The sequence below is a fragment of the Rhodovulum imhoffii genome, assembly GCF_003046545.1.
Classification (GTDB): Bacteria; Pseudomonadota; Alphaproteobacteria; order Rhodobacterales; family Rhodobacteraceae; genus Rhodovulum; species Rhodovulum imhoffii.
In genome coordinates, this window is record NZ_QAAA01000002.1 from 142,936 (window position 1) to 162,770 (window position 19,835).

Sequence of the window (19,835 nt, forward strand, 5' to 3'; positions counted from 1 at the left end):
CTCTCCATTCTTGACTGACTGATAGGTACCGCCTGTGTCGCAGCTTTGCCAGATATCAGTTTTCCGTCCCATTTAATTGGTCTAGGGTCTCGGGCGTTCGTCACGCTGGGGGGTACGGGTGAAAAGATTCGACAGATACCTGCTGTCGCGCCTCATGGTCTTGTTCGGATTTTTCGCATTGGTGCTGGTATCCATCTATTGGGTCAACCGCGCCGTGGCGTTGTTCGACTCCCTGATCGGCGGGGGGCAGCCGGCATTGGTCTTCCTTGAATTCACCGCGCTGACCTTGCCCAATGTTATCCGTCTCGTCCTTCCGGTGGCCGGGTTCGCAGCCACCGTTTTTACGATCAACCGCCTGACCGCCGACAGCGAACTGGTTGTGATGCAGGCAATGGGGTTCAGCCCGTACCGCCTGGCACGCCCGGTGCTGGCGTTCGGGCTTGTCGTGGCCCTGCTCACGGGCATTCTCACGCATTTTCTTGTGCCCGCATCGCGCGCACAGCTTGAGTTGCGCGAGGATGAGATCGCCCACAACGTCACCGCCAGCATGCTGACGGAGGGGCGCTTTCTTCATCCGGCCAATGGCATCACCTTTTTCATCCGCGAGATCACCCCCACCGGGGAACTGCGGGACGTATTCCTCTCGGATGCACGCGGCACGACCCGGCGCATCACCTACACCGCCCAGCGCGCGCTGCTGGTGCAGGAAGAAACCGGGCCCAAACTGCTGATGTTCGACGGGCTTGTACAGGCCCTGCACCTGACGAACCAGCGCCTTGCAACGACCAGCTTCTCGGACCTCACCTATGACGTAGCGGCACTTCTCAGCCAGCCGAACACGGGTCGTCTGGATCTGCGCATTCTGCCGACGCCGGATCTGCTTTCGCCCACGTCGGAGCGGATTGAGGCCGCACGCGCCACACGGGCGGAGTTTCTCACCGAGGCCCATGCCCGCACCGGGCAGCCGCTCATGGCCGTGGCCGGGGTCCTGATCGGGTTCGCGGCACTCGTTGTCGGCGGGTTCAGCCGGTTCGGACTATGGCGGCAGATCCTTCTGGCGATCGGGATACTCGTGGGCTTACAGTTGCTTGACAACAGCCTGACCGAAATCGCCAGACACGACGAAACGCTTTGGCCGCTGGTCTATCTGCCGCCGATGGTCGGGCTGTTGATCGGAGGGATGCTGATGTATCTGAGCGCGCGAACGATACGTTGGCGGCGGGCCACACGGAGCGCCTCCGCATGATCCTGCATCTTTATTTCGCGCGCAAATTCGCAGCGGCGTTTTTCTCACTGGCCGGGCTGTTCCTGGTTTTCCTGACCCTTGTCGACATGGTTGACCAGCTGCGCCGATACGATGGCGAGGTTTCCGCCGGAGAGGCCCTGCATCTGGCCGCCCTGACCGTCTCCGGCAGTCTGTACGGCATCCTGCCGATCGTCGTGGCGCTGGCGACCCTTGTGTTGTTTCTCGGGCTGGCCCGCAGCAGTGAACTCGTCGTTGTCCGCGCCTCGGGGCGGTCCGCCCTGCGCAGCCTGATCGGCCCGGTTGCCACGGCGTTCATTTTCGGGGTCCTGGGCGTGACCGTCCTGAACCCGATCGTGGCCGGGACGGCGCGCCAGTATGAGAAGGTCGTCGCCCATTACCGCAACGATACCCGCAATGTGCTGTCGATCAGCGGCGAAGGATTATGGCTGCGCCAGGGCGCACCTGGCGGGCAGACCGTAATCCGCGCCGCGCAGGCAAATCTGGACGGAACAAGGTTTTTCAACGTCACGTTCCTGTCATTCGATGCCAATGGCCGCCCTTCGGACCGGATCGAAGCCGCGCATGCCGTTCTGGAACAGGGCTACTGGCGGATAGAAGAGGCCAAACGCTGGCCTCTGGGGGTTGCCGGGGCCAACCCCGAACGTGACGCGAGCACCCATGCGGAAATCACCCTGCCTTCCGACCTTACGCAGGAGCGTATCCGCGACAGTTTCGGCACCCCCTCTGCCATCCCGGTTTGGAAGCTGCCGGAGTTCATCGCCGCGCTGGAGCGCGCCGGGTTTTCCACCCGTCATCACCGGGTGTGGCTGAACATGGAACTTGCCCTGCCACTGATGTTCGTTGCCATGGTCCTGATCGGCGCGGGGTTCACGATGCGTCATACCCGATCCGGGCATACAGGGCTGATGGTGGTCCTGGCGCTTGCCATGACTCTGGCCTTGTTTTTCTTGCGCAACTTCGCACAGGTTCTGGGCGAGAACGGACAGATCCCGGTGCTTTTGGCAGCCTGGGCGCCACCGCTGGTGGGCATGTTTCTCTCGCTGGCGCTGCTTTTGCACCTGGAGGATGGTTGATGGCGCGGTTCCGCATTGTTTCGCTGGCAGCCTGCGCGGTGATGATGCTAGCCACGGCCGCACGGCCACAGGAGGCCAGCCCGCCCGCAACCCTGATCGCCGACCGGGTGGAGGTGCGCGGCAATGGGGTCCTGCTGGCCGAAGGCGCGGTAGAGGTTCTCTACGGCGATACCCGCCTCAAGGCTGCCCGGGTGGTTTACGACGAAACCGCGAACAAGCTGACTCTGGAGGGGCCGATCGCGGTCCTGCGCGGGGAAGACACCGTCATCCTCGCCGACAGCGCAGAGCTTTCGCCCGACCTGCAGCGGGGGCTTTTGCGCAGTGCGCGGATGGTGCTTCGCCAGCAGGTGCAGCTCGCGGCGGCGGAAATACGGCGCGTGCAGGGGCGCTACAGCCGGTTGGACAAGGTTGTGGCGTCGTCCTGCCAGGTTTGCGCGGATCGCCCGACCCCGCTGTGGCAGATCCGGGCACGGCGGGTGATCCATGACGATGACGAGCGGCAGCTTTACTTCGATCACGCCCGGCTGGAGGTACTGGGCCTGCCGGTCTTTTACCTGCCCCGCCTGCGCCTGCCGGACCCGACGCTGGAGCGCGCCACTGGCTTTCTTATCCCCCGCGCCCGCATTACCAACCGCCTGGGAACAGGGGTCAAGCTGCCTTACTTCATTGCGCTGGGGGACCACGCGGACATTACCGTCACGCCCTATTTCTCCACCAGCCAGACCCGGACGCTTGAGCTCCGCTACCGCCACGCCTTCCGCAACGGCGAGGTGGAAATCAATGGGGCGCTCTCGCGGGACTCTCTGGAGGGCGACGAAACCCGCCGCTACGTATTCGGATACGGCGCGTTCGATCTGCCCGACGGGTTCAAACTGGATTTCGGGGTGGAGATGGTCTCCGATCCCGCCTACCTTGTCGATTACGGCTATTCCGACCGGGACCGCCTGAAAAGCAACCTCAGCCTCACGCGCGTGCGCCGGGATGAGATGATCACCGGCGACCTGGTACATTTCCACTCGCTGCGCGATGGCGAGGCGAACAGGACCCTGCCCAACCTTGTCGCGGATCTGAGCTGGCGCAAGCGGGTCACCCCCCGGTTCGGCGGCATCGCGACATTCGGGCTCGATCTTCATGGCCACCGCCGCACCAGCGACGCCGATCCGGGCGGACTGGGCCGAGACATGGGCCGCCTGAGTGCACTGGCGGACTGGCGGGGCGACTGGATCAGCACCAGCGGCCTGATATTGACCTCACAAACGGCTTTGCGGATAGATCATTTCCTCATCGGCGACGATGACGACGCCCCTGAAACCCTCACCCGTGTTGCCCCGTTCGTGGCGGCGGAGTTGCGCTGGCCACTGAGCCGGACCGGCAAGGGCGGCGTGACCCATGTTCTCGAACCCGTCGCCCAACTGGTCTGGTCGCGGGAGGATGGCGATACCCCCCCCAACGACGACAGCACTTTTGTCGAGTTCGATGAGGGGAACCTTTTTTCGCTGGGGCGGTTTTCCGGGGCTGACCGGGTGGAGCGGGGGCTGCGCGCCAATCTGGGGCTGAGATGGACACGCTATGACCCGGCCGGCTGGTCCTCGGGGCTGACCGTGGGCCGTATCCTGCGCGAAGACGATCTGGGGCAGTTCGGCGCCGGGTCCGGGCTTGAAGGGCTCAACTCCGACTGGCTGGTCGCTTTCCACCTTGGCCTGCACGAGGATCTGACCCTGACCAACCGCGCCCTGTTCGACAGCTCTCTGGATTTCACCCGGAACGAGTTCCGGATGGATTGGCGCACCGACATCGTGGACCTCTCCTCCAGTTTGATCTGGATCGAGGCCAGCGCCGTCGAGAACCGCCCTGACGACCTGTCCGAGTGGGTGACGGACGCCGCCTACAGGATCAACCGGCACTGGACCGGCAAGGCCGACTGGCGTTATGACTTCGTTAACGACCGGACCACGCGCGCCGGGGTCGGACTGGAATACCGGAATGAATGTGTCTCGGTAGACCTGTCGCTCTCACGCCGGTTCACAACGTCAACCAACCTGGACCCGTCCACGGATTTTTCCATGACGGTGTCTTTGCACGGGTTTACGGCGCGGGATGACCGCTCTTACAACCGAAGCTGCACCCGCTGATCTGGGGATGAAACTGATGATGACCCGCCTTCGCCTTGTCCTGACCCTTTTTCTGGCCGTCCTGGCCGTGCCGGTGGCAGCCCAGCAGGGCGGACCCTTTGCTCCAAGGATGATCGTCAACGACAAGGCAATCACCAATTACGAACTGACCCAGCGTCTCCGCCTGGTTCGGGTTCTGGGGCAGCCCGGCAACGCGGAAGAGATCGCCCTGGACGGACTGATCGACGACCGGCTGCGCGTGGCCGAGGCCACGCGCCTGGGGGTTTTGCCCGAAGACGAGGCCATACTGGCCGGGATGGAGGAATTCGCCGCCCGCGCCAACCTGACGGCAGAGGAATTCACCGCCCTTTTGACCGCGCGCGGCGTGGCCCGCGAAACCTTCCGTGATTTCGTGGCTGCCGGCATTGCCTGGCGTGAGGTCGTGCGCGCCCGCTACGCCCCGCGAGTCACAATCTCCGAGGCGGAAATCGATCGCGCGCTGGCGCTGTCTTCTCGAAAGGGCGGCGCACGGGTGCTGATGTCGGAACTGATCCTGCCGGCGGACACGCCTGAACGGCAGGCCAGTTCGCAGGCGCTTGCCGACAGGCTGAGCCGCACGATCTCCACGACCGGGGGGTTTGCGTCCGCCGCGCGGCAGTATTCGGTTTCTTCCTCTCGCGGGCGCGGGGGGCGGATCGACTGGATCCCTTTGGCAAATCTGCCGCCGCAAATGGCCGCGATGATCCTGACGCTTGCCCCCGGCGAAGTGAGCGAGCCGATCCCCCTGGGGCAGGCCATCGCGCTGTTTCAGTTGCGCGCGATCGAGGAAACCGGAACCCCCGCCGCAGATGCGGTATCGGTGGAATACGCCCGCTTCCGTCTGCCCGATCCCGCCCGCGCGGAACAGGTCGGCATCCGGCTGGACACCTGCGATGACCTTTACGGTGCCGCCAAGGGCCTGCCCGAAGAGATGCTCACCCGAGAGGTCAAACCGATGGCCGATATCCCCCGTGATCTCGGCATGGAACTGGCCAAGCTCGATCCGGGAGAAATGATAACCCGCGCCTGGGGCGGCGGAGCGGAAATCGTGATGCTTTGTGCCCGCACCCCACAGCTTGAGGCCAGTCCCGACCGAGGTGAAATCCGCCAGCGTTTGCTCAACCAGCGCCTCGGCTCTTATGCCGACAGCTATCTGGCCGAACTGCGGGCCGATGCGATCATCCGCGAACCATGACCGGCCTTCCCATTGCCCTGACCTGCGGAGACCCCGCAGGTATCGGCCCCGAAATCACGGCTAAAGCCCGCGCGGCCCTCCCCGACCTGCCATTTTTCTGGATCGGCGACCCGGCGCACCTGCCCCGCGGCACCGCAATTCGGGAGATCGGCTCACCGTCCGAGGCCTCGCGCGTCCCGTCCAGCCACCTGCCCGTTCTGCCCTTGCCTTTTGCCGCCCCCGCCACACCCGGACGGCCCGCTGCGGAAAATGCCCAAGGGGTGATTGACTCCATCGCGCGTGCCGTAGCCCTGGTGCAAGCGGGAGAAGCGGCGGCCCTCTGCACCAATCCGATTCACAAGAAGGTCCTCCGGGATGGGGCTGGATTCGCCCATCCCGGCCACACGGAGTTTCTTGCCGCGCTGGCGGGGGTGGAGCGGGTCGTGATGATGCTGACCTGCGACATGCTGAAGGTCGTCCCCGTGACCATCCACATCGCTCTGTCCGAGGTCCCCGCGGCGCTGACACCGGATCTTCTGCGCGATACCCTGCGCCTGACCCATGACGCCATGCGGTGCGATTTCGCCCTGCCCACGCCGCGCCTTGCGGTAAGCGGGCTGAACCCCCACGCAGGCGAAGGCGGCGCGATGGGACATGAGGATGCCACGATCATCGCCCCGGTCCTGGAGGACCTTCGCGCCGAAGGAATGCGGATATCAGGCCCGCACGCCGCCGATACGATGTTCCACGCCGGGGCACGGGCGCATTACGATGTGGCCGTCGCCATGTACCACGACCAGGCGCTGATTCCCATCAAAACGCTTGATTTCGCGGGCGGGGTAAACGTGACGCTGGGCTTGCCCTTTATCCGCACCTCTCCCGATCATGGCACCGCGTTCGACATCGCCGGAACCGGAAGGGCCGATCCGTCGAGCCTGATCGCCGCGCTGAGACTGGCGCGGACGATGGCGCGGGCACGGACATGACCGACACCCTGCCGCCCCTGCGCGATGTCATCGCGACCCATAACCTGCGCGCGAAGAAATCGCTTGGTCAGAATTTCCTGCTGGATCTGAACCTGACCGCGAAAATCGCCCGGCAGGCAGGGGATCTGACCGCCTGCGACGTTCTGGAGATCGGCCCCGGCCCCGGCGGGCTGACACGCGGGCTTCTGGCGGAAGGCGCGCGCCGGGTTCTGGCGGTGGAAAAAGACACCCGTTGCCTGCCCGCGCTGGCCGAGATCGAAGCGGCCTGCCCGGGCCGTCTGGTGGTGCTGAACGCCGACGCGCTTGAGGTGGACATACGCGCGCACCTGACCCCCCCCATCCGTATAGTCGCCAATCTGCCCTACAACGTGGGCACCGAACTTCTGGTTCGCTGGCTGACGCAGGAATGGCCGCCCTTCTGGGACAGCCTGACCCTGATGTTTCAGCGCGAGGTGGCCGAGCGGATCGTCGCCGCGCCGGGCGGCAAGGCCTATGGCCGGCTGGCGATCCTGGCCCAGTGGCGCACAACCCCGCGCATCGTGATGAGCCTGCCGCCCGAAGCCTTCAGCCCCGCACCCAAGGTCCACTCGGCCGTGGTGCACCTCGTCCGGCTGGAGGCCCCGCGCTATCCGGCGGATGCGCGGGTACTCAGCCACGTGGTTGCGGCGGCCTTCAACCAACGGCGCAAGATGCTGCGCTCCAGCCTGAAAGGCCTCTCCCCGGATATCGACACCCACTTGCGCGCCGCCGGGCTTGAGCCCAGCTTGCGCGCGGAACAGGTCTCACTGGAGGGGTTTTGCGCACTCGCCCGCAGCCTGGCGGGCTGAGCCTTCACTCCGCCGCAGAGGGGTGTTGTGGTGCCGCCGGGTCCACCGCTTCGGACGACACGTCCTCAGGTGCCGCCGCATCGCGCAGCTTGCGCGGGCCACGCGTGGAGCGGGGGCTGCGGCGTTTGGAGGATTTTCCTTCAGGCGTCTCTACCAGGCCACTCTCCGGGTCGCAACCGCCCACGTTGACGGTATCGCCCAACTCCCCGGCACCGCCATCGGGACGGGAAGCGTCAATCACATCGGAATCCGGCTGTTCCTGGCGCGGCTGACGTTCGCGCTGCTGTTGTTCCTGCTGCTCACGCCGGGCATCCATTTCACGCTGCGCTTCCCCCAGAAGGCGGGTGTAATGTTCGGCGTGCTGCTGGAAGTTTTCCGCCGCAATCCGGTCATTGGCAAGTTGCGCATCGCGGGCGAGTTGGTTGTACTTATCGATGATTTGCTGCGGCGTACCGCGCACTTTGCCTTCGGGGCCGGAACTGTCGAAGACCCGGTTGACAATATTGCCCACCGAGCGCGAGCGGTTCGACTTGGAACGCGAACGTGACTTGGATGATCTCATGTTTTTCTGTTTTCCAGACTTGGTTCTGGCTTTGCCCACCCGATTCGGTATTGGTGTTCAGGGAACAACGTGAGCGGGGGCATTTCAGGCTTGCATTCGGGGGGGCTCCGCTTGCGGAACCCGCATCCCGTATACACGACTAACCATGCACAGGCGGGTAACACAAGCAAAAATTTTTCCGCCGCAAAAATGTCTCAGGGCGCGCGGGCCGCAATCACACGGTCCCGGCCATCCAGGTCGGGGTACACGCGCAGGTCCTGAAAGCCGGCCTGTGCCACCAACGCGCTGACCGCCCCGCCCTGTGTTGGCCCGATCTCGACCAACAGCCGCCCGCCCCGCAGCAGATGCGCCCGCACACCTGCTGCGATGCGCCGGTAGGCCTCCAGCCCATCCCCGCCCGGCGTCAGGGCGATTTCAGGCTCCCACTGCCGCAGTTCCGGGGCCAGGGCCGCCATCTCCGCAGCCGCGATATAAGGCGGGTTGGAGACGATCAGGCCGAACCGGCCAGAGACATTCCCGAACCAGTCGGACCGGGCAAATTCCGCACGCGCAATACCCAGCGCACGGGCGTTTTCCCGCGCCACCTCCAGCGCGCGGTCACAGATATCCACCCCGAGGCCCCGGGCGGCCGGGCGTTCCGCCAACAAGCTGAGCAAGATACAGCCAGATCCCGTGCCCAGATCGAGAAGGCTTGAAAAATCTTCGCCAAGTGCCTGCTTAACAAGAATTTCCGTCTCTGGCCGCGGATCCAGAACATCGCGCGTGACGCGGAATTCCCGCCCGAAGAAGGCGCGCCGTCCAAGGATGTGGGAAACCGGCTCCCGCGCTGCACGGCGGGTAAGGGCCGCCTTGAACGCGGCCTGTGCCAGGTCCGGCACCGGGTCCGGCAGAATCAGCGTCAGCCGCCCCGGATTCACCCCCAGCGCGTGGGCCAGCAGGCGACGGGCATCGCGCGCGGGGTCCGGCACACCGGCCGCGCGCAGACGAACGATGGCGGCGGCCAGCGCCTCGCCGCCGGTCATGCCTCCATCTCGGCAAGCTGTGTCGCCTGATCGTCGGCGATCAGAGCGTCGATGATTTCGTCCAGATCGCCCTGCATCACCTGGTCCAGCTTGTAGAGGGTCAGGTTGATACGGTGGTCCGTCATCCGGCCCTGCGGAAAATTGTAGGTGCGGATTCGCTCGGAACGATCTCCGGAGCCCACCTGCGCCTTGCGGCTGGCAGCACGCGCCGCAGCGGCTTTTTGCCGCTCCATGTCGTATAGCCGGGCCCGCAACACGGCCATCGCAATGGCACGGTTCTGATGCTGGGATTTTTCGGAACTCGTCACCACGATCCCGGTTGGCAGGTGGGTGATCCGCACCGCCGAATCCGTGGTGTTGACGTGCTGCCCCCCCGCCCCCGACGCCCGCATCGTGTCGATCCGGATATCGCTGGCGGGAATGTCGATATCGACCTCCTCAGCCTCCGGCAGAACGGCAACCGTGGCCGCCGAAGTGTGAATGCGTCCGCCCGATTCGGTCGAGGGCACGCGCTGGACGCGATGCACACCGGATTCGTATTTCAGCCGTGCGAACACCCCCTGCCCGCGAACGCTGAAAACCGCCTCCTTGATGCCGCCCAGTTCGGTCTGGGTTTCCTCGATCACCGAAACCTTCCAGCCCTGCGCCTCCGCATAGCGGTGATACATGCGCAGAAGATCGGCGGCGAAAAGCGCGGCCTCCTCTCCCCCGGTGCCGGGACGGATTTCGATAATCGCGGGGCGGGCATCGGCGGCATCCCTGGGCAGCAGCGCCAGGCGCAGGGCTTGCTCCATCTCCGGGCGGCGCTCCCGCAGGGCGGGCAGTTCTTCTTCGGCCAGCGGGCGCATGTCAGGGTCGTCCAGAAGGGCTTCGGCCCCGGCGATATCCTCCAGCAGGCGGCGGTAGGCGGCGATCTGCTCTGCGACAGGCCTGAGTTCCGCATACTCACGGCTCAGCTGGGCGAAATCCTCGGTCGCGCCTTCGGCAAGGCGGGCTTCGAGATATTCGAAGCGCCGGGTGATCTGATCTAGCTTTTCCAAGGGAACCATGGCGTTCTGTCACCCAAGCAGGGCGTCGCGTCAAGTGTTCAGCCGCGTGGTCAACACCTCAAGCCAGCGGATCATGCGCGCTTCGTTCACCCCAAGATCGGAACGCCCGAACCGTGACCGTGAAAAAGCCGACAGGCTGGCCCCATCCGGCGTCGCCCCGACCCTGACCGAAATGTAATCGGGAAAGCGCCACAGCGCAGAACGCTGTACGAATGTCATGTGCAGATCCTCCGGCGCCCCGGCCAAAAGCACCGTCCGGGGTTCACCCAGCGCGACATCGGCCACCGCCTGCGCCAGAACAGACGGTGGGACGGGAAAAACCGGCGGGGCCATGTCGCCCGTATCCGCACGAATCAGAAAGGCATTCGGTGAGACAGGGCGCACCGCCATCTCCGGGTCCGCGTGCCAGCGGGCCGGGTCGTCCCGCGCGGCACGGACATAGACGGCCCCCCCCAGCAAACCCAGGGCAATCAGGGCAATAAGGGCAACGCCGACCAGGCCAAGGACAGGTTTCATCGCGCCCCCCTTCGCGGAAAGGCCCACAGGCAAATCAGTTCCATCGCGACATGTGCCGCCGCGATTGCAGTGGCCCCGGTGGTATCAAAAGGCGGTGAGACCTCGACCACATCGCCCCCCACCATGGTCACACCGGCAAGCCCGCGCAGGATGGCGGCGGCCTGTGCGCTGCTCAGCCCACCCCAGACAGGGGTGCCGGTACCGGGGGCAAAAGCCGGGTCCAGCGCGTCGATGTCAAAGGTGAGATAGGCGGGGGCGTCCCCGACGATCTCCCGCATCCGGGCGGCGGTGGCGGCGGAGCCGTTTTCATGCACCCAGGGCGCATCGAGAACCGTAATACCCAGCGGATCCGGATTTACCGTGCGAATCCCCACCTGCACCGACCGTGCCGGGTCGACCAGCCCCTCTTTCACAGCCTTGTAGAACATCGTTCCGTGGTCGATACGGGTGGGATCGTCATCGGGCCAGGTATCCGTATGGGCATCGAACTGCACCAGCGCCAGCGGCCCGTGCACCCGAGCGTGCGCGCGCAGCAGCGGCAGGGAAACCGAATGATCCCCCCCCAGCGCGAGGCACGCCGCCCCGGCCCGCAGGATGCCTGCGGCATGGGCCTGCAAGGCGGACGGGAAGTCAGGTGCCTGCGCGTAATCGAAGGCGAGATCGCCGTAATCGACAATATCGAACTCTTCCAGTGGGCTGAACCCCCAGCCATAGGGCGGGTCCACGGCCTGAAGGGCGCTGGCCTCACGGATGGCGCGGGGACCAAGGCGGGTACCGGGGCGGTTGGTTACCGCCTGATCGAACGGCACCCCCGTCACGGCCAGATCCACCCCGGACAGGTCCTTCGTCAGCGTACGGCGCAGAAAGCTGGTCACCCCGCCAAAGGTGTTTTCAAAGGCCAGCCCCCGGCGTCCGTCCCGCGTGATCGCGGTGTCTACCTGAGTCTTCGCATCTTCCAGGGCCATGGATTCTCCTGCACATGTGCGGCCAGATTAGCGCGGGCACGGGCAAAGACCAGCCCCCGCCTTTACAATGGCCTCCGGATGCGCCCACCTTCGCACAGACGCAGGCCGCAGACGGAAGACGCATGACCGATTCAGACACCCTTGTCCACGATCCGCAAGGCGGGCTGCCGCGCCTTCTGGAAATCATGCGCCGCCTGCGCGACCCGCAGACCGGCTGCCCGTGGGATATCGAACAGGACTTCGCCTCGATCGCGCCCTATACGATCGAGGAGGCCTATGAGGTCGCCGACGCCATAGAGCGGGAAGACTGGGACGATCTTGAGGCCGAGTTGGGCGACCAGCTGTTGCAGACGGTTTACCACACCCAGATGGGCACCGAGGCCGGGCTGTTTACCTTCGACAGCGTCGCCAACCGCATTTCCGACAAGATGATCGCCCGCCACCCCCACGTTTTCGGCAACGACCCCCGCGGGAAATCGGCCGAGCAACAGACCCGTGACTGGGAAACCATCAAGGCCGCCGAGCGGGCCGCGAAAGCCGCCCGTGGCACCCTGGATGACGTGGCACTGGCCCTGCCCGCCCTGACCCGCGCCGTGAAGTTGCAAAAGCGGGCCGCACGGGTCGGATTCGACTGGCCGGAGATCGGACAGGTCGTGGACAAGATCGCCGAAGAGGCCCGCGAACTGACCGAGGCACGCGACCGGCTTGGGCGGACGGAAATCGAGGAAGAATTCGGCGACCTGCTGTTCGTCATCGCCAATCTCGCCCGCCACCTGAAGCTGGACCCCGAAGAGGCCCTGCGCGCCGCCAATGCCAAATTCACCCGCCGCTTTGCCGGGGTTGAGGCGCGCCTGCGCGAAATGGGCAAACGCCCTGAAGAATCGTCTCTGGAGGAGATGGACGCCCTTTGGAATGCGGAAAAGGCGCGGGAAAAACCTTAGTGATATTATCGGGTATTGACCCGACAAAAAAACTAAGGCTTAACCGGCGGCGGGACAAGAGAACAGGAGACCCGAATGACCCGTAGCCTGATTCTGGGAGCCGTGGCCGCTGCGACAGTGTCGCCGGTTCCGGCCATGGCGGACGTGAACATCTACTCCTACCGCCAGCCGGAATTGATCCGGCCGCTGTTGGACGCTTTCACCGAGCAAACCGGCATTGAGACCAACGTCGCCTTCCTGAGCAAGGGCATGGTCGAACGCCTTCTGGCCGAGGGGGAGCGAAGCCCCGCAGATGTCATCCTGACTGTGGACATCTCGCGCCTGGCCGAGGCGGTCGAAGCCGGTGTCACCCAGCCGGTTCAAAGCGACGTGCTGAACGACGCCATCCCCGCCGAGTTCCGCGACCCGGACGGCAACTGGTTCGGCCTGACCACGCGCGCGCGCATCGTCTATGCCTCGAAAGATCGCGTGGACCCCGCCGAGATCACGACTTACGAAGACCTCGCCGATCCGAAATGGCAAGGCAGGATCTGCACGCGCTCGGGCACGCATGCCTATAACCTTGCGCTGGTGGCGGCGATGCTGCATCACCACGGCGAAGAGGTCACCCGGACTTGGCTGGAAGGTGTGAAGGCCAACCTTGCCCGCAAGCCGCAGGGCAACGACCGCGCGCAAGTCAAGGCGATCTGGGCCGGAGAGTGCGACATCAGCCTGGGCAATACCTATTACATGGGCATGATGCTGACAGACGAGGAACAGAAAGACTGGGCCAATGCCGTCAACGTCCTGTTCCCCAAATTCGAAAACGGCGGGACCCATGTGAATGTCTCGGGCGTGGCGCTGACGAAATCGGCCCCCAACAGGGACGAGGCGATCCGGCTGATCGAATTCCTGGCCTCCGGCGCGGCGCAGGAAATCTATGCGGAGGTGAATTACGAATACCCCGTGGGCCCCGGCACGGAAGCCTCGGATCTCGTCCGCGGCTGGGGCAACCTCACCAGCGATGACGTCAACCTGATGGACCTGTCCTCATTGCGTGCCGATGCCCTGCGTCTGGTCGAAGAGACCGATTTCGACGGCTGATCAAACCGCCCCGGAACGGCGTCTGCCGGACGAAACCGCGGTCGCGGGCGCACTGGACATCCCGGCGCGCCCGCGCCAGTCTCCGGGCAGGAGATATACCCATGCCCCGCAGGATCATCATCGACACCGACCCCGGACAGGACGATGCGGTCGCCATTCTGCTGGCGCTGGCCAGCCCGGAGTTGGACGTGCTTGGCCTGACCGCCGTCGCGGGCAACGTCCCCCTGCCCCTGACGGCCTTGAACGCCCGCAAGGTCTGCGACCTGGCCGGGCGTCCGGACGTACCGGTCTTTGCCGGGTGCGACAGGCCGCTGCGGCACGATCTGGTCACCGCCGAACATGTGCACGGGAAAACCGGGCTGGACGGCCCGGACCTGCCCGACCCGACACCCCCCCTGCAAAAAACCCACGCCGTAGATTTCCTGATCGACACCCTGCGCCGGGAACCGAAGGGCAGCATCACGCTTTGCCCGCTCGGGCCGCTGACCAACATCGCCACGGCTCTGCGCCGCGCCCCCGACATCGCCCCCCGCATTGCGCAGATCGTTCTGATGGGCGGGGCCTATTTCGAGGTCGGCAACGTCACTCCGGCGGCGGAATTCAACATCTATGTCGATCCGGAAGCTGCGGCAGAGGTCTTCGGCGCGGGGATTCCCCTGATGGTGATCCCCCTTGACGTCACCCACAAGGTACTTGTCACCCACGCCCGCAACGAGGCCTTCCGTGCCCTGGGCAACCGCACCGGGCGGGCCGTGGCCGAGATGACCGATTTCTTCGAACGCTACGACCGTGAAAAGTACCAAAGCCCCGGTGCACCGCTTCACGATCCCTGCGTGATCGCCTGCCTGCTACAGCCCGGCCTGTTCACGGGGCGGCATATCAACGTGGAGATCGAAACCCACAGCGAACTGACCCGCGGCATGACCGTGGCAGACTGGTGGCGCGTGACCGACCGTGCCCCCAACGCCACGTTCATGGGGGATGTGGATGCGGAAGGTGTCTTTGCCCTGCTGACAGAGCGCCTTGGCCGCCTGCCTTAACCGGCGTCGGCACGCAGCAGGCGCTTGCGCGCGGGCGGGATGGCGCGAATCTCCAGCCCGGTAAAGACGTGCAGTGTGCCGAGATCCCGGTCCACCACCGCGTGGTCGGACACCCAGCCGCCCATGACAAGGTAGCTGCGCAGCAGCGGCGGCATCCCGCGCATGGCACGCTTGGCGTCGGGTTTGCGCAGGCGCAGTTTTTGCGCAAAGCGGAACACGTTGGGCGCCTTCACCCGCGGCAACCAGCGCGACGGGGCAAGATGACGGTCCTTGAGCAAAGCAAAGGCATCCATATAGGCTTCGGCCTCGGTCCCTCTGAAAGAGGAACACCCAAACAGCATCTCTACCCCTGCCTCATCGACGAAGCGGGTCATCGCCCCCCAGGCGACACGCAGGATATCGGGGTCCTTCCAGTCCGGGTGAATGCAAAAGCGCCCCATCTCGACCATCGGGCCGTCGAATTCCTGCAAGGCGGAAAGCTCATAGAACTGGGCGGAGTAGCTCTGGCCGATCTCCCCTCCGCCCCGCAGCGGCATCAGCCTGAAACAGCACACGAGATCGCCGCCGCGCTGGTCTTCGACCAGCACATGATGACACAGCGCATCAAACCCGTCCTCGTCCAGCCCTTCCACCGCAGGCTGCCCCTTTTCGGCACGAAAGGCCACAAAGCGCAAACGCTGCGCGGCGCGGATGTCTTCGGGGGTTTCGGCCAGCCGGGCGGCATAGCGCCCTTTGCGAAGTGACAGCATAAACGTGTTCCTTGCGACCTGGCGGAGCCGGGCCGCCCCGCTAAATATTCCTCAAGCGGCGGATACACACAAGATGTGTCACATTCTTGACGAAAAGGAAGACGCGATGCGTGATAAAATCATCAGAACCGATTCCGAATGGCGGGCCCGGCTTTCGGATCTTGCCTACAAGGTCACCCGCAAGCACGGGACCGAGCGCGCCTTTACCCATGACGACTTTCCAAAGGCGCCGGGACGATTCCATTGTATCTGCTGCGATGCGCCGCTGTTCGATCAGGCGGACAAGTTCGACAGTGGCACCGGCTGGCCCAGCTTCACCCGCCCGGTCGCGACCGGGGCCTTGGGCGAGCAGACAGACCGCAGCTTTTTCATGAAACGGACCGAAGTCCACTGCGCGCGCTGCGATGCGCATCTGGGCCATGTCTTCCCAGATGGCCCCGCGCCCACCGGGCTGCGCTACTGCATCAACGGCGTGGCACTGAGCTTTTGCAAGGATCAGTCGACGATCTGATCGGTCGTGAACTGGCCGATATTGCCCAGAAGCTGCCGGAGGAAGGAGATCCCCTGGACGTTTTCATCCGTGACGCGGCGGTTAAGGGCTATGACGCGGCCATCCTTCAGCCCGAAGCGTTCGATGTTGCGCACCGTCCCCGTCCCGTCAAAGGAGATCGCGACAACCTGCCGGTCGGTCTCTTCCGGGGCGCGGTACCCGACCGTGCGCCAATTGCTGGAGACGTAATACCACGCGCCGTCATTCTGCACGCCGGAAGCGGCGGGCGGCCCGATGACACCGGCAACCGTATCGCGGGTATCGACGCCTACGACGATCTCGGAAAGGTCCTCTTCGCTCGGGGCATAGCCATGCTTGCGGTAAATCGGACTGCATCCGGCCAGCGCCGCGGCCAATATCCCCGCGATTGCCAGTTTTCCGATCCCTGCGGGCTTGCGCATGCTGCCCCCCTTGCCATACCGCCTCTTGCCTCGTATCCGCTTACAGAAGGAACGCCCGCCTTTCAAGAAAGGAACGCGCCTTGACCGATACCCCGCGAAGCGTACGCCTGACCGCGCTGCCCGCCGGCCAACCCTTCGATTTCGACATGACGCCCGACGCGCAGACCCGTGACGCCCTTGCCGCACGGCTGGGCCTGAGCGCGCTGAAAAAACTGCGTTTCCGGGGCCGCCTGCACCCCGAATCCCGCAGGGACTGGCGGCTGGACGCGCATCTGGGCGCAACCGTCACCCAGCCCTGCGCGGTAACGCTTGCGCCAGTCATCACGCGCATAGAGGAGGACATCGCCCGCATCTACCGTTGCGGGCTGACCATCCCCGAAGGCGAAGAGGCCGAAATGCCCGACGACCGGGAAGAACCCCTGCCCGCGGAACTGGATCTTTTCGCCGTCATGGAAGAGGCGCTGGCCCTTGCCGTGCCGCTCTATCCCCGCGCGGAAGGCGCCGAACTGGGCGTGGCCGTCTTTGCCCGTCCGGGCATCGAACCCCTGCGCGATGCGGACCTGAAGCCCTTCGCCGGGCTGGCTGGACTCAAGCGCAGGCTTGAACAATAAGTCACGACCAGAAAAGACTTGCGCCGCTCCAGAATCCGGGTATGTTCCCGGCCTCGTTTACACGTTGGGTAGGACGGTGCGTCAGGCTGGCGCAAACGCCGCTCGCCCCCCTGAAATACACGGGGCACGTTGCCCCGCACAAACCGAGGTTGAGACATGGCTGTCCCTCAGAACAAAGTCACGCGGTCCCGCCGCAACCAACGCCGCTCACACGATGCCCTGGTTCCGGGCAACCCGGCCGAGTGCCCCAATTGCGGTGACCTGAAGCGCCCCCACCACGTCTGCGGCGCCTGCGGCCACTACGACGACCGTGAGGTTGTCGCCCAGGCCGACGAGGTTGATCTGGACGAAGACGACGCTGCATAAGCCGGAAGGCAGGGCAAGCGTCGCAAGATGACAGACATTCACAGCACGCAAGACGCCGCACCGCGTACGGTCATTTCCGTGGACGCCATGGGCGGCGACAGGGGGCCTTCGGCTGTCGTGGCGGGCATTGCCCGCTCGGCCACCAAAAACCCGGAAATCCGGTTCATCCTGCACGGCCGGCAGGGGGAACTCGAAAAGCTCGTGTCCCGCCGCCGCGTGCTGGGGGGCCGCTGCGAAATCCGCCACGCCGAAGATGTGGTGACGATGGATGCCAAGCCCAGCCAGGTGATGCGGCATGGCCAGGGAACGTCGATGTGGTCGGCGATCGATTCCGTGCGCAACGGCGAGGCCACGGTATGCGTGTCCTGCGGCAACACCGGCGCGCTGATGCTGCTGTCGATGATGCGGCTGCGCAAGCTGCCGGGGGTGAACCGCCCGGCGATCGCCTGCCTGTGGCCCTCCCGCAATCCGCAGGGGTTCAATGTCATGCTGGACGTCGGCGCCGATGTGCGCGCCGACGAACACGACCTGCTGCAATACGCACTGATGGGCACGTCCTACGCCCGTAACGGGCTTGGGCTGGAATGCCCGCGCGTCGGTCTTCTCAATGTCGGCACGGAAGAAAACAAGGGCCGCGCAGAACTGAAGGCCGCCCATGACCTGATCGCCGGCTGCGCCGGAGACGCCCGGTTCGATTTCGTCGGATTCGTCGAAGGCGGGGATATACCTGCCGACAAGGCGGACGTGATCGTGACCGACGGTTTCACCGGCAATGTCGCGCTGAAAACCGGCGAAGGCACGGCCCGGCTGATCAGCGACTTTCTGCGCGAAGCCTTCAAGGCCACGCCATTGTCGCGGATCGCCGCGCTGCTGGCGCTGACCTCCCTGCGGCGGCTCTCGAAGCGGATAGATCCGCGGCGCGTCAACGGCGGCGTGTTCCTGGGGCTGAACGGCACGGTTGTCAAATCCCATGGGTCTTCTGATGCCACCGGGGTGTCGGCGGCGGTGAAGCTGGCCTTCCAACTGGCCCAGTCCGGCTTTTCCGAGCGGCTTGCGGCGCGGGTTGCATCGGCCAGTTGTCCGGGGCAGGATGCGCCGGAGATCAAGGCCGGAGGACAACAAGAACAATGACAGTGCGTGCCGTGGTCCGGGGAGTCGGGCATTACCTGCCGGAACGTGTAGTCCCCAATTCCGAGTTCGAGAAAACGCTGGAAACGTCGGATGATTGGATTCGAAGCCGTTCCGGAATCGAACGGCGCCACCTCGCCGCCGAGGGAGAGACGACATCGGATCTCGCGGTGAACGCCGCGCGTGCCGCGCTGGCGGATGCCGGGCTGGAGGCCGACGGAATCGACGCCATCGTCCTCGCCACATCGACCGCGGACCTGACCTTCCCTTCCGCCGCCACGATGGTGCAGGCGGGGCTGGGCATGACACACGGCTATGCCTTCGATGTTCAGGCCGTTTGCGCCGGATTCATCTTTGCGCTTTCGAACGCCAATGCCCTGATCGTTTCCGGCCAGGCCAAACGCGTGATGGTGATCGGCGCGGAAACCTTCAGCCGGATCATGGACTGGAGCGACCGGGGCACCTGTGTGCTGTTCGGCGATGGCGCGGGCGCGCTGATCCTCGAAGCCACTGAGGGCGGCGGCACCCCCGCCGACAGGGGGCTTCTGTCGATGGATCTCCACTCCGACGGCCGCTACAGGAATATCCTTTATGTCGATGGCGGCGTTTCGACCGGACAAACCGGATTCTTGCGGATGCAGGGCAAGGAAGTCTTCCGACACGCCGTTGAAAAACTGGCCCAAACCGCCCATGCTGCGCTGGACAAGGCCGGGCTGACCAATGAGGATGTGGATTGGCTGGTTCCCCACCAGGCAAACCTGCGGATCATCAAGGGCACCGCGCAGAAAATGCGCCTGAGCATGGACAACGTGGTGGTGACCGTCCAGGACCACGGCAATACATCGGCGGCCTCGATTCCCCTGGCCCTGTCTGTGGGCAAGGCACGGGGGCAGATCAAACCGGGCAACCTGATCGTGACGGAGGCGATCGGGGGCGGGCTGGCGTGGGGCGCGGTTGTCCTGCGCTGGTAAGAATTCGCTCAACTCCATACTTTTCATGCGTTTTTATTGACTTGGTTTTCAATGTCCGCCCTAATGCACCGGGTGGCATTAGGTGTAGGGGCTTGTAATGACCGGAAAGACATTGACGCGCATCGACCTCAGCGAGGCCGTTTTCCGCGAAGTCGGGCTCTCTCGTAACGAGTCGGCACAATTGGTGGAAAGCGTCTTGCAACATATGTCCGATGCGCTGGTTCGCGGGGAGACGGTAAAGATTTCCTCCTTCGGAACCTTCAGCGTCAGAGACAAGACCGCCCGCGTCGGTCGCAATCCCAAGACGGGCGAAGAAGTACCTATTCATCCCCGGCGCGTTCTGACCTTCCGCCCCTCGCATCTGATGAAAGACCGCGTGGCGGCTGGAAACCGCACCTAAGCCA

At 64.7% G+C, this 19,835-nt stretch carries 22 protein-coding genes; 15 read left to right on the plus strand and 7 right to left on the minus strand.

Going from position 1 to position 19,835, the window contains the following annotated elements:
• The first annotated feature begins 118 nt into the window (after window positions 1–118).
• Genes lptF through rsmA form a run of 6 tightly spaced genes read left to right on the plus strand, consistent with a single transcriptional unit; the run spans window position 119 to window position 7,477 of the window.
• Window positions 119–1,246 carry an LPS export ABC transporter permease LptF gene (lptF, locus tag C8N32_RS02510; RefSeq protein WP_107890893.1) on the plus strand — a complete coding sequence of 376 codons (1,128 nt, stop codon included), beginning with the start codon at window positions 119–121 and terminating at the stop codon, window positions 1,244–1,246.
• Window positions 1,243–2,340, plus strand: a complete 1,098-nt coding sequence (lptG, locus tag C8N32_RS02515; RefSeq protein ID WP_107891006.1) for an LPS export ABC transporter permease LptG — start codon at window positions 1,243–1,245, stop codon at window positions 2,338–2,340. The genes lptF and lptG overlap by 4 nt, the downstream gene beginning before the upstream one ends.
• Entirely contained in the window at window positions 2,340–4,472 is a 2,133-nt protein-coding gene (locus C8N32_RS02520) for an LPS-assembly protein LptD (protein ID WP_107890894.1), read from the plus strand. The genes lptG and C8N32_RS02520 overlap by 1 nt, the downstream gene beginning before the upstream one ends.
• Window positions 4,438–5,685, plus strand: a complete 1,248-nt coding sequence (locus C8N32_RS02525) for a peptidylprolyl isomerase (protein WP_146159672.1) — start codon at window positions 4,438–4,440, stop codon at window positions 5,683–5,685. Before C8N32_RS02520 ends, C8N32_RS02525 begins: the two co-directional genes overlap by 35 nt.
• Window positions 5,682–6,650, plus strand: a complete 969-nt coding sequence (pdxA, locus tag C8N32_RS02530; RefSeq protein ID WP_107890896.1) for a 4-hydroxythreonine-4-phosphate dehydrogenase PdxA — start codon at window positions 5,682–5,684, stop codon at window positions 6,648–6,650. Before C8N32_RS02525 ends, pdxA begins: the two co-directional genes overlap by 4 nt.
• On the plus strand, window positions 6,647–7,477 hold the full coding sequence (gene rsmA, locus C8N32_RS02535) for a 16S rRNA (adenine(1518)-N(6)/adenine(1519)-N(6))-dimethyltransferase RsmA (RefSeq protein WP_107890897.1): 831 nt from the start codon (window positions 6,647–6,649) through the stop codon (window positions 7,475–7,477). The genes pdxA and rsmA overlap by 4 nt, the downstream gene beginning before the upstream one ends.
• Before the next feature lie 4 nt (window positions 7,478–7,481).
• On the opposite strand, the gene C8N32_RS02540 is transcribed toward rsmA, so the two are convergent.
• The 5 genes from C8N32_RS02540 to speB all read right to left on the minus strand — a co-directional run bounded on the left by C8N32_RS02540 (window position 7,482) and on the right by speB (window position 11,591).
• Window positions 7,482–8,039 (minus strand): DUF4167 domain-containing protein, encoded by a 558-nt coding sequence (locus tag C8N32_RS02540; RefSeq protein ID WP_107890898.1) that lies wholly within the window; start codon window positions 8,037–8,039, stop codon window positions 7,482–7,484.
• A 194-nt stretch (window positions 8,040–8,233) separates the two neighbouring features.
• Complete coding sequence (gene prmC, locus C8N32_RS02545; RefSeq protein ID WP_107890899.1) at window positions 8,234–9,061, minus strand: peptide chain release factor N(5)-glutamine methyltransferase; 828 nt, start codon at window positions 9,059–9,061, stop codon at window positions 8,234–8,236.
• The gene (prfA, locus tag C8N32_RS02550; protein WP_107890900.1) at window positions 9,058–10,110 is read right to left on the minus strand and encodes a peptide chain release factor 1; all 1,053 of its coding nucleotides are present in this window, start codon (window positions 10,108–10,110) and stop codon (window positions 9,058–9,060) included. The genes prmC and prfA overlap by 4 nt, the downstream gene beginning before the upstream one ends.
• Window positions 10,111–10,140: 30 nt before the next feature.
• On the minus strand, window positions 10,141–10,626 hold the full coding sequence (locus tag C8N32_RS02555; protein WP_107890901.1) for a DUF1499 domain-containing protein: 486 nt from the start codon (window positions 10,624–10,626) through the stop codon (window positions 10,141–10,143).
• Window positions 10,623–11,591 (minus strand): agmatinase, encoded by a 969-nt coding sequence (gene speB, locus C8N32_RS02560; RefSeq protein WP_107890902.1) that lies wholly within the window; start codon window positions 11,589–11,591, stop codon window positions 10,623–10,625. The genes C8N32_RS02555 and speB overlap by 4 nt, the downstream gene beginning before the upstream one ends.
• Before the next feature lie 122 nt (window positions 11,592–11,713).
• Here speB and mazG point away from each other — a divergent pair, with 122 nt between their 5' ends.
• From mazG to C8N32_RS02575, 3 genes are all read left to right on the plus strand, one after another.
• On the plus strand, window positions 11,714–12,532 hold the full coding sequence (gene mazG, locus C8N32_RS02565; RefSeq protein ID WP_107890903.1) for a nucleoside triphosphate pyrophosphohydrolase: 819 nt from the start codon (window positions 11,714–11,716) through the stop codon (window positions 12,530–12,532).
• 75 nt (window positions 12,533–12,607) lie between these two features.
• Window positions 12,608–13,615, plus strand: coding sequence for a Fe(3+) ABC transporter substrate-binding protein (locus tag C8N32_RS02570; RefSeq protein WP_107890904.1), 1,008 nt, complete (start codon window positions 12,608–12,610; stop codon window positions 13,613–13,615).
• Window positions 13,616–13,716: 101 nt separating this feature from the next.
• Entirely contained in the window at window positions 13,717–14,655 is a 939-nt protein-coding gene (locus C8N32_RS02575) for a nucleoside hydrolase (RefSeq protein WP_207186924.1), read from the plus strand.
• Here C8N32_RS02575 and C8N32_RS02580 read toward each other — a convergent pair.
• Complete coding sequence (locus tag C8N32_RS02580) at window positions 14,652–15,404, minus strand: GNAT family N-acetyltransferase (protein WP_107890906.1); 753 nt, start codon at window positions 15,402–15,404, stop codon at window positions 14,652–14,654. The two genes, C8N32_RS02575 and C8N32_RS02580, sit on opposite strands and share 4 nt — an antisense overlap.
• Before the next feature lie 106 nt (window positions 15,405–15,510).
• Here C8N32_RS02580 and msrB point away from each other — a divergent pair, with 106 nt between their 5' ends.
• Window positions 15,511–15,915, plus strand: coding sequence for a peptide-methionine (R)-S-oxide reductase MsrB (gene msrB / locus C8N32_RS02585; RefSeq protein ID WP_107891007.1), 405 nt, complete (start codon window positions 15,511–15,513; stop codon window positions 15,913–15,915).
• Here the strand turns inward: msrB and C8N32_RS02590 are convergent.
• Window positions 15,900–16,355, minus strand: a complete 456-nt coding sequence (locus C8N32_RS02590; protein ID WP_107890907.1) for an outer membrane protein assembly factor BamE — start codon at window positions 16,353–16,355, stop codon at window positions 15,900–15,902. The two genes, msrB and C8N32_RS02590, sit on opposite strands and share 16 nt — an antisense overlap.
• Window positions 16,356–16,501: 146 nt before the next feature.
• On the opposite strand from C8N32_RS02590, the gene C8N32_RS02595 reads away from it, so the two are divergent.
• The 5 genes from C8N32_RS02595 (at window position 16,502) to ihfA (ending at window position 19,831) form a co-directional block, all read left to right on the plus strand.
• Window positions 16,502–16,966 (plus strand): YceD family protein, encoded by a 465-nt coding sequence (locus C8N32_RS02595; RefSeq protein ID WP_107891008.1) that lies wholly within the window; start codon window positions 16,502–16,504, stop codon window positions 16,964–16,966.
• Between the two features lie 156 nt (window positions 16,967–17,122).
• The gene (rpmF, locus tag C8N32_RS02600) at window positions 17,123–17,332 is read left to right on the plus strand and encodes a 50S ribosomal protein L32 (RefSeq protein ID WP_107890908.1); all 210 of its coding nucleotides are present in this window, start codon (window positions 17,123–17,125) and stop codon (window positions 17,330–17,332) included.
• Window positions 17,333–17,359: 27 nt separating this feature from the next.
• Entirely contained in the window at window positions 17,360–18,463 is a 1,104-nt protein-coding gene (gene plsX / locus C8N32_RS02605; protein WP_107890909.1) for a phosphate acyltransferase PlsX, read from the plus strand.
• The gene (locus tag C8N32_RS02610) at window positions 18,460–19,431 is read left to right on the plus strand and encodes a beta-ketoacyl-ACP synthase III (RefSeq protein ID WP_107890910.1); all 972 of its coding nucleotides are present in this window, start codon (window positions 18,460–18,462) and stop codon (window positions 19,429–19,431) included. Before plsX ends, C8N32_RS02610 begins: the two co-directional genes overlap by 4 nt.
• A gap of 97 nt (window positions 19,432–19,528) precedes the next feature.
• Window positions 19,529–19,831 carry an integration host factor subunit alpha gene (gene ihfA / locus C8N32_RS02615; protein ID WP_107890911.1) on the plus strand — a complete coding sequence of 101 codons (303 nt, stop codon included), beginning with the start codon at window positions 19,529–19,531 and terminating at the stop codon, window positions 19,829–19,831.
• Window positions 19,832–19,835: the final 4 nt, after the last annotated feature.